This is a genomic window from Microbispora sp. NPDC088329 (assembly GCF_040685655.1).
Lineage (GTDB): Bacteria > Actinomycetota > Actinomycetes > Streptosporangiales > Streptosporangiaceae > Microbispora.
This window is the reverse complement of record NZ_JBFBIP010000040.1, coordinates 26832-35164: the sequence shown is the minus strand read 5'-3', so window position 1 is coordinate 35164 and position 8333 is coordinate 26832. Positions and strand designations below refer to the sequence as shown.

Sequence of the window (8333 nt, the reverse complement as noted above, 5' to 3'; positions counted from 1 at the left end):
TTCCTGGCCGAGAAGACGGTCAAGAACTACGTGTCCAACCTGCTGAGCAAGCTCGACATGCAGCGCCGCACCCAGGCCGCCGCGCTCGCCGCCCGCCTCAAGGCCGGACAGGACGGCTGAGCCGGGCCGATCGACGTCGATGAGGGGACCTTCGTCCCTAACCCGCCCGCCGGCCGATCCCGCAGGCTGGCAGACATGAAGCTCGACTCGGCCGGCCTGGAGATTCTCAGCGGAGGGGAATGTCTGGACCTGCTGGCCTCCGCCCCCATCGGCAGGATCGTCTTCACCGATCGTGCCCTCCCCGCCGTCCAGCCGGTGAACTTCTGCCTGCTCGACGGGAACATCGTCATCCGCACCGCCCCCGGTTCCAAGCTGGCCGCGGCCGCGAGGAACGCCATCGTCGCGTTCGAGGCCGACGACTTCGACGCGACGTTCCGTACGGGGTGGTCGGTGACCGCGGTCGGCCCCGCCCGCGCGGTCTCGGAACCGGAGGAGATCGCCCGCCTGTCGGCGCTGCCGCTCACGCCGTGGGTGCCCGGCAGCCGCGACCACTTCATCGTGATGGCCCCCGAGCAGATCTCCGGCCGCCGGCTCAAGCGGTAGATGATGGGAACGTGCGTGCCCGTCCCGTCTCCCCGTCCCTGCTCGTGGAGGAACTCGCCGACCTGATCGCCGACCGGCCGCGCGACGCGTGGGTGCGCGTCGCCCTGGACGGCGCTCCCGCCGCCGAACCGGGGAGGCTGGCCGGCGAGCTGGTCGAGCCGCTGCGCCTGCGCGGCCGTGAGGCCCTGCGGGTGCCCGCGGCCGGGTTCCTGCGCCCGGCCTCGCTGCGGCTGGAGTTCGGCCGGACCGACCCCGACGTGTTCTACGACGAGTGGCTGGACATGGGCGGCCTCGTCCGCGAGGTGCTCGGCCCCCTGGAGCCGGGCCGTACGGGCAGGCGTACGGGCAGAGTGCTGCCCTCGCTGTGGGACAGCGCACGCGACCGGGCCACCCGCGCGGACTACGTGACGCTGAAGCCGGGCGGCGTGGTGCTGCTCGACGGCGCGCTGCTGCTCGGGCGTGGCCTGCCTTTCGACGTGACCGTCCACCTGTCCGTGTCGGCCGCCGCGCTGGCCCGCCGTACGCCGCCCGAGGAGCGGTGGACGCTGCCCGCCTACGAGCGGTACGAGCGCGAGATCGGCCCGGCACGGGCCGCCGACGTGGTCGTCCGCGTCGAGGACCCTCGCCACCCCGCAGTGATCGGTCTGTAGCGCCCGCCTCTAGAGCCCGTACGCCTCCAGCAGGCGCAGCCACACCTCGCTGACGGTGGGGTACGCCGGGACGGCGTGCCACAGGTCGTCCAGGGTCACCCCGGAGGTGACCGCGATCGTCGCCGCGTGCAGCAGCTCGGCCGCCCCGGGGGCCGCGAAGGTCACGCCGAGCAGCACCCGGCGGCGCTCGTCGACCACCGCCTTGGCCCTGCCCCGGTAGCCGTCGCCGAGGAGATAGCCGCCGGCCACCTGCTCCATGTCGTACTCCACGACCCGCACGTCGAAGCCCTCTGCGCGGGCCTGCGCCTCGGTGCGGCCCACCGCGCACACCTGCGGATCGGTGAAGACCACCTGCGGCGCCCCGGCGCGGTCCGCGCGGTCGCGCATCCCCGGCCGGTCGTCCGCCTCGCCCCGGGCACGGGCGGCGACCACGTCCGCGGCGACCCGCGCCTGGTATTTGCCCATGTGGGTGAGGAGCGCGAGGCCGTTGACGTCCCCGATCGCGTAGAGCCAGCCGTCCGCCACGCCGGTGGCCCGCATGCTCTCGTCCACCTCGATCGGACCGGACTCCGGCAGCCCGACCGAGGCCAGGCCGATGTCGCCGGTGGCGGACCGGCGGCCGGTCGCGACCAGGATCTCGTCGCCCGTGACCGTTCCTCCGCTCGCGAGCCGCACCGTGACCTCGCCGCCCGGCTCCGGCCGTTCGACCTTCTCCACGATCTCGTGCGTGCGGATGTCGCACCCCTGGTCCTTCAGCGACCGCGCGACCATCTCCCCGGCGAAGGGCTCCAGCCTCGTCAGCAGCCCGCCGCCCCGGACGAGCATCGTGACCTCGCGGGCGCCGAGCCCGCGCATGGCCTGGGCCATCTCGCACGCGACCACGCCGCCGCCGATCACCACGAGCCGGTCCGGTACGGCACGCACGCCGGTGGCCTCACGGTTCGTCCACGGCTCGGCCGCGGCGAGACCGGCCACGGGCGGAATCACCGGGCGGCTTCCGGTGGCCACCATGACGGCGTGGTTCGCGACGAGTGTGCGCGTGCCGCCGTCGGCCGTCGTGACCTCGACCCGCCGGGGACCGGCGAGCCGTCCGGCGCCGCGGACGAGCGTCACGCCCGCCGAGTCGAGCCACCGGACCTGCCCCGCGTCGTCGTAGTGCGAGACCACGGCGTCACGCCGGGCCAGCACCGCGGCGGCGTCGACAGGCCCGCCCCCGACTGACGCGTCCAGCCGCAGCCCCGTGACCCTGCCCACCTCTCCCGCGAGGTCGACCGGCCGCAGGAGCGCTTTGCTCGGCATGCAGGCCCAGTAGGAGCACTCCCCTCCCGCCAGCTCGTTTTCCACGATGACGGTGCTCAGGCCGGCCGCCGCCACCCGGCCCGCGGCGACCTCGCCCGTCGAACCCGCACCAATGACGATCACATCGAAGACTTCCACAAGCTCCACCCTGTCACGGGTGCGGCCGCGAGGTGGATGCGAGCCCTCCCTCGTAGGCCGCGATGACCAGCTGGGCCCGGTCCCGCGCGTCGAGCTTGGCGAGCAGGTGGCCGATGTGGGTCTTCACGGTGGCCGTGCTGACGTGCAGGTTCGCGGCGATCTCCAGGTTGGACAGCCCACGTGCGACGAGCGTGAGCACCTCCCGCTCCCTGGCGGTCAGGCCGTCGAGCGAGGAGCCGGATCGGGGGCGGTCCGCGGTGGTCCCGGCGAACTGTGTGAACTGTGCATGCTGGGCGAACTGGGCGATCAGCCGCCGCGTCACGCTCGGCGCCAGCAGCCCGTCGCCCGCGGCGATGACGCGGATCGCCGCCAGCAGCTCGGCCGGCGGGGTGTTCTTCAGCAGGAACCCGCTCGCCCCGGCCCGCAGCCCCGCGTAGACGTACTCGTCGAGGTCGAACGTCGTGAGGATCAGCACTCTGGTGCCGGAGGGTTCACCGCAGATGCGCCGGGTCGCCTCGATGCCGTCCATGCCGGGCATCCGCACGTCCATCAGCACGACGTCGGGACGCTCGGAGCGGGCCAGCTCGACCGCCCGCGCCCCGGTGCCCGCCTCGCCGACCGCGACCAGCCCCGGCGTGCTGTCGACCAGCAGGCGCAGGCTGCCGCGCAGCAGTTCCTGGTCGTCGGCGAGCAGCACCCGGATCGGCTCGGGCTCGTTCACGTCCCCTCCCCTTCCAGCGGCAGGCGCGCGAGCACGCGGAACCCGCCGCCGGGCAGCGGGCCGGCCGTGAATTCCCCGCCGTACGCCCTGACGCGCTCGCGCATCCCGATCAGGCCGTGACCGGGTGCACCGGCGGGCAGGGTCCGGCGGCCCGGCCCGTCGTCCGTCACCTCGATCCGCAGCTGTCCGCCCTCCTCGTGCACGGAAACCCGGCAGGCCGCCGGGGCCGCGTGCCTGACCACGTTCGTGACGGCCTCCTGGACGATCCGGTGGACCGCGAGCTCCAGCGCCTCGGGCAGGCCGCCCGTCACCCGCACGTCCAGGTCCACCCGTACGCCCGCGGCCGCCGCGCGCTCGGCGAGATCCGGAAGGGCCGCGAGGCCCGGTGCCGGGGACAACGCGTCCGGAGCGGCGCCGGGAGCCTCACGCAGGACGCCGAGCATGTGCCGCATCTCGGTCAGCGCCTGCCTGCTCGTGGTCTCGATGACCCGCAGCGCCTCCAGCGCCTCCTCCGGCCGCCGGTCCGCCACGTGCGCGGCGACCCCGGCCTTGACCCCGATGAGGCTGAGCGTGTGGGAGACCACGTCGTGCATCTCCCTGGCGATGCGCAGCCGCTCCTCGGTGACGGCCCGCTCGGCGGCCTGCTCGGCTTGGCGCGCGGCGTACGCCCGGCGCTCCCGCACCGCCCGGCCGATCGTCCAGGCCCCGCCCAGCGCGAGCGAGCCGAGCACGACCGTCTCCATGATCCGCCTGACCTCCGCGACGGCCGTCACGCCGCCGAACGCCGCGAGCAGCAGCGCCCCGGCGGTCAGCGCGCCGATCGCCGCCGTCGGCTCCCACCGGCGCCGGCGCGTGGTCAGCGCGACCGGGTAGAGCGCGTACGCCGCGGCCGCCAGCGGTTCCCGTACGACGCCGAGCGCCACGGCCGCCACGGAGGCGGCCGAGACGACGCAGAAGACCGGCAGCGGCCACCGCCGCCTGACCGCGAGCGGCAGCGTCATCGCGGCGATCGCGGCCCAGCCCGCCGGGTGATACGCGTCCGGGGAGTTGAGGACCAGCACGAACGCGTAACCCAGACCGGCCAGCGCGTCGAGCGCGACCAGCTCGCGAGGGCGCAACGGCCGGGGGAACAACGGCCGCACGTCCGGATCGTCCACGCGCCCACGCTAGCCCTACGCGATCCCGTTCGCCTCCTGCCATGGTCTGTCATGCCACGGTCTGAGGTGCGGCCGGGAGATCGCACGTCGCTCCGACGCGGGGGACGGGCCGCCCGCGAGACCGTCGAGACATGATCGAAGTCAGAGAGCTGACCAAGCGCTTCGGGCGCACGGTCGCCGTGGACGGGCTGACGTTCCACGTGAAACCAGGCCGGGTGACCGGGTTTCTCGGGCCGAACGGCGCGGGCAAGTCCACGACCATGCGGGTGATCCTCGGCCTGGACCGCCCGGCGAGCGGCGAGGCGCTGGTGGGAGGCCGCCGCTACGACCGCATCCGCCACCCGATGCGGGAGGTCGGCGCGCTCCTGGACGCCCAGGCCGTCCAGGGCGGCCGTACGCCCCTCGGGCACCTGGGCTGGATGGCCCGCGCCAACCGCATCGGCCGGGCCCGGGTCGTGTCCGTCATCGAGCAGGTGGGCCTGGCCGGAGTGGCCCGCAAGCGGATCGGGGGATTCTCGCTCGGTATGCGCCAGCGCCTCGGGATCGCCGCCGCGCTCCTCGGCGATCCCGGGGTGCTGCTGCTCGACGAGCCGGTCAACGGCCTCGATCCGGACGGCGTGCGCTGGATCAGGGAACTGCTCCGCGGCCTCGCCGCCGAAGGGCGCACCGTGCTCCTGTCGAGCCACCTGATGAGCGAGATGGAGCTCACCGCGGACCATCTGGTCATCATCGGCCGCGGACGGCTCATCGCGAACACCCCGATGCGGGAGCTGACCGCCGTGCGGGAGGTGTTCGTCCGCAGCAGCCGCGCCGGGGAGCTCGCCACCGCGCTGTCGGCCGCGGGCGGGACGGTCACGGCCGAGGGCGGCGCCGGCCTGTCGGTGCGCGGCCTCGACCCGACGGAGATCGGCGACCTCGCCGCCAGGCACGCGATCCCCCTTTACGAGGTCACCCCGCGCGGCGCCTCCCTGGAGGAGACCTACATGCGGCTCACGGCTGAGCCCACGGTCGAGGGGGTGGACCGGTGATCGACGCTCTCGCCGCCGAATGGCTCAAGCTCCGCACCCTCCGATCCACCTCCGTCGTCCTCGGCGTCGTCGGCGTCGTCGTCGGTCTCATGGTCCTGCTGGCCTGGTACGCCGCCCACCTGTGGGACACCCTGCCGCTCGAGCAGCGCGGCCACCTCGCCGTGGCGTCGCTGCCCGAACTCGCCAACTGGCTCGCCTCGCTGTGCCTGGCCGTGCTGGGCGTCCTCGCCTTCTCGGGCGAACACGGCACCGGAATGATCCGCACCACGTTCACCGTGCTGCCGTCCCGCGGGCGGGTGCTCGCCGCCAAGGCGGGCGTCGTCGCCGTCGTCGCCTTCTGCACGGGGCTCGCGGCCGTGCTCGTGACGTCCGCCGTGGGCCGGCTGATCATCGGCGACCGTCCGATCCGGGGGCAGTCGGCCGAGGCGCTGAGCCGCCAGATGCCGCTCTTCCTCGCGATGAGCCTGTCCATGGTGATGTTCGCGCTGCTCGGCCTGTGCCTGGCCGCGATCACTCGGTCGGCCGTCGCCGCCATCGCCGCACTCGTGGCGGTCTGGTACGTGCTCCCGATCATCGTCGGCAACATCCCGGCGCCCTGGAACGAGCGCATCGGCTCGATCCTGCCGGGCGCCCTGGCGGGCCAGCTGGCCGGCACCGGCAACCCCCAATCGCTCGGCGGCGCGCTCCTGTCGCCGCTCGCCGCGCTCGCGGTGATGGCCGCCTACGTGGCGGCGCCGTACGTGATGGCCGCCGTCCTGCTGGCCCGCAGGGACGCCTGACGACTCAGGGCGCGGACGGCGGGCAGTCGTCCGTGCCCGGCGCGAGGGACACCGTGGCCGTGAGCGAAAGGGTCAGGGGCAGGGTGAGAGCGGGCGAGCAGCCGGGATCGCCCGCCGCGGGCGCCGGGTCCGGCACGGGCGCCGGGTCTACCGCGGGCTGCGGGACATCCCCGGCCGGCGTGGCGCCGGGCACCGGCGTGGTGGGAGCGGGCGCTGTGGGATCGGGCGCGGTGGGAACGGGCCGCGTGACGAGATCCCCCTGCGGCCCACCCGCCGGCTCCTTCACCTTGTCGTCCACCGCGACGTCCACATCGCTGGAGTGGTCCACGTCGTGCTGTTCCGTCTTCGGGGAGACCGTGGTCTTGCTGTCCCCCTCCCCGCCGTCGACGTTGATCTCGGTCGCCCGGGGCGTGTCCTGCGCCGTGGTCAGCAGGTCCTGGTTGCCGTACTGCTGCACGGAGGTGCTGTCGTTCTGCCAGTTGTACGGCAGCGCCGCCGCGTCCGTCGTCTCCTTCTGGTACGGGACGAGGACCAGCGTGAGGTCACGCATCAGGAACTGGTGCTGACGCTGCTGCTCCCGCAGCCGCTGATTGTGCCGGTGCCCGCCCTTGTTCCGGTTGCGCTGTCCCCGGGCGTGCGGGTGGCCGAACCGGACGAGGTCGTGCTGTGCGGACATCGTGGCGGACGTCGTGACGGCCCCCGCCGGAGTCGCGACGAGAGGAGCGCCCGCGATCACGGCGCCCCCGGCGAGAACGGCGCCGATCGCGAGTGCGACGCTCGTGCTTTTTGCCATTTCGTTTTCCCCCTGAATCAACGACAGATCAACCGCAGAACGACAACCGCCGTGCTTTCGGATCTCGGGGTTTCCGCGTCGATCATCGGACAAACTGGCCAAGAGCCGGTTTTTCCCTTCCCCTACGCTTTGTTGGGAGCGCCGCAGGTTTAAATGTCCGTCTTCTGCGGGAAATGTCCCGACACTGCCCAAGTGAGGGTGGAACGCCTGGGGGTACGGCTCAGACATGACCTCTGCGCGGGACGAACTGGCGGGGCTCGACCCCTTCGACATCTTCGACACCGAGGCGGCGCGGCTCGACCGCTTCTTCTCCTCCCTGGACGACGACGGCTGGAACCGCCCCTCGCGGTGCGACGGCTGGACAGTGCGCGACGTGCTCGCGCATCTGGCCGGCGAGGAGATGTACAACCACGCGTGCCTCGACGACGACATCGACGGGTTCTACGAGATGCTCGAACACGAGGGCGTGCGCGGCGGCTTCGACGGCTTCAACGAATGGTGCGTGCGCAAGCGGCACGGCCTGCCCGCGGAGCAGGTGCTCGACGAGTGGCGGACCAAGAACAGGGAGACGCGCGCACGGATGCGCGCCCTCGGCCTCGACGGCACGCTGCACACGTCGGCCGGCCCTTACCCGGCCGTTCTCCAGACCTTCCACTACGACTCGGAGTACGCCACGCACGCCGACGACGTCGGGGCTCCGGTGACGGCCGACGAGGCCGGCGACCGCCTCGACTGGCGCGTCCGGGTCGGCGCGTTCGTGCTGGAGGAGCAGGGGTCGAAGGCGCGGATCGCACGCGCCTGCGACCGGCTGGAGGTGCAGGTGGACGACGGCGTGACCGCCGACCTCTCCCCCGGGGAGTTCGTCGAGGCGACGGTCGGCCGCCTGCCCGCCGGGCATCCCCTCGACGCCCGCGTCCGGGGCGCCCTGCGCTGCCTCGCCTGAGCTTCGGCGACCCTGAGCTTCGGCAACCCAGCCCCGGCACGATGACACGCCGGGCGCCCCCTCGGGGCACCCGGCGTGCGGGACATAACGGATCGGAGCGTGCTCGCGGCACCGGTGGTAATAAGACGATCGTCTCCGGCCCCGGCGGGACCGGAGCCCACGGCCCGGTGCGCCCGGGCGCGGGCCGTACGGGCCCGAGCGTGCGCACGGTCACGGCGCTCG

At 73.4% G+C, this 8333-nt stretch carries 10 protein-coding genes; 6 read left to right on the top strand and 4 right to left on the bottom strand.

Translation table 11 applies throughout. From position 1 onward, the window contains the following. The 3 genes from AB0O28_RS38605 to AB0O28_RS38595 all read left to right on the top strand — a co-directional run. A partial coding sequence (locus tag AB0O28_RS38605; protein ID WP_363647770.1) for a LuxR C-terminal-related transcriptional regulator occupies positions 1–120 on the top strand: 120 nt, incomplete at its 5' end. A gap of 75 nt (positions 121–195) precedes the next feature. Further along, complete coding sequence (locus AB0O28_RS38600; RefSeq protein ID WP_363647768.1) at positions 196–603, top strand: pyridoxamine 5'-phosphate oxidase family protein; 408 nt, start codon at positions 196–198, stop codon at positions 601–603. An 11-nt stretch (positions 604–614) separates the two neighbouring features. Continuing rightward, positions 615–1253: a uridine kinase gene (locus AB0O28_RS38595; RefSeq protein ID WP_363647766.1), complete on the top strand. Its 639-nt coding sequence runs from the start codon at positions 615–617 to the stop codon at positions 1251–1253. A 9-nt stretch (positions 1254–1262) separates the two neighbouring features. Here AB0O28_RS38595 and AB0O28_RS38590 read toward each other — a convergent pair whose 3' ends face one another. From AB0O28_RS38590 to AB0O28_RS38580, 3 genes are read right to left on the bottom strand one after another with little or no spacing between them, the layout of a single operon-like run. Beyond that, positions 1263–2690, bottom strand: coding sequence for an NAD(P)/FAD-dependent oxidoreductase (locus tag AB0O28_RS38590; protein WP_363647764.1), 1428 nt, complete (start codon positions 2688–2690; stop codon positions 1263–1265). A gap of 13 nt (positions 2691–2703) precedes the next feature. Continuing rightward, positions 2704–3411: a response regulator transcription factor gene (locus tag AB0O28_RS38585; protein WP_363647762.1), complete on the bottom strand. Its 708-nt coding sequence runs from the start codon at positions 3409–3411 to the stop codon at positions 2704–2706. Next, entirely contained in the window at positions 3408–4568 is a 1161-nt protein-coding gene (locus AB0O28_RS38580; protein WP_363647760.1) for a sensor histidine kinase, read from the bottom strand. Before AB0O28_RS38580 ends, AB0O28_RS38585 begins: the two co-directional genes overlap by 4 nt. A gap of 131 nt (positions 4569–4699) precedes the next feature. Between AB0O28_RS38580 and AB0O28_RS38575 the strand changes: the two genes are divergently transcribed. Together AB0O28_RS38575 and AB0O28_RS38570 are read left to right on the top strand one after the other, a co-directional pair. Next, on the top strand, positions 4700–5596 hold the full coding sequence (locus tag AB0O28_RS38575) for an ATP-binding cassette domain-containing protein (RefSeq protein ID WP_363647758.1): 897 nt from the start codon (positions 4700–4702) through the stop codon (positions 5594–5596). After that, entirely contained in the window at positions 5593–6375 is a 783-nt protein-coding gene (locus tag AB0O28_RS38570) for an ABC transporter permease (RefSeq protein ID WP_363647756.1), read from the top strand. The genes AB0O28_RS38575 and AB0O28_RS38570 overlap by 4 nt, the downstream gene beginning before the upstream one ends. A gap of 4 nt (positions 6376–6379) precedes the next feature. Here the strand turns inward: AB0O28_RS38570 and AB0O28_RS38565 are convergent, their stop codons facing one another. After that, on the bottom strand, positions 6380–7168 hold the full coding sequence (locus AB0O28_RS38565) for a hypothetical protein (protein WP_363647754.1): 789 nt from the start codon (positions 7166–7168) through the stop codon (positions 6380–6382). Positions 7169–7394: 226 nt separating this feature from the next. Between AB0O28_RS38565 and AB0O28_RS38560 the strand changes: the two genes are divergently transcribed. After that, positions 7395–8111: a maleylpyruvate isomerase family mycothiol-dependent enzyme gene (locus AB0O28_RS38560; RefSeq protein ID WP_363647752.1), complete on the top strand. Its 717-nt coding sequence runs from the start codon at positions 7395–7397 to the stop codon at positions 8109–8111. The last annotated feature ends 222 nt before the right edge of the window (positions 8112–8333 follow it).

What these genes read in the sequence shown, in the direction of transcription:
- AB0O28_RS38600 (WP_363647768.1), top strand. Translation starts at nt 196, where the DNA reads ATGAAGCTCGACTCGGCCGGCCTGGAGATTCTCAGCGGAGGGGAATGT.
- AB0O28_RS38575 (WP_363647758.1), top strand. Translation starts at nt 4,700, where the DNA reads ATGATCGAAGTCAGAGAGCTGACCAAGCGCTTCGGGCGCACGGTCGCC.
- AB0O28_RS38565 (WP_363647754.1), bottom strand. Translation starts at nt 7,168, where the DNA reads ATGGCAAAAAGCACGAGCGTCGCACTCGCGATCGGCGCCGTTCTCGCC.
- AB0O28_RS38560 (WP_363647752.1), top strand. Translation starts at nt 7,395, where the DNA reads ATGACCTCTGCGCGGGACGAACTGGCGGGGCTCGACCCCTTCGACATC.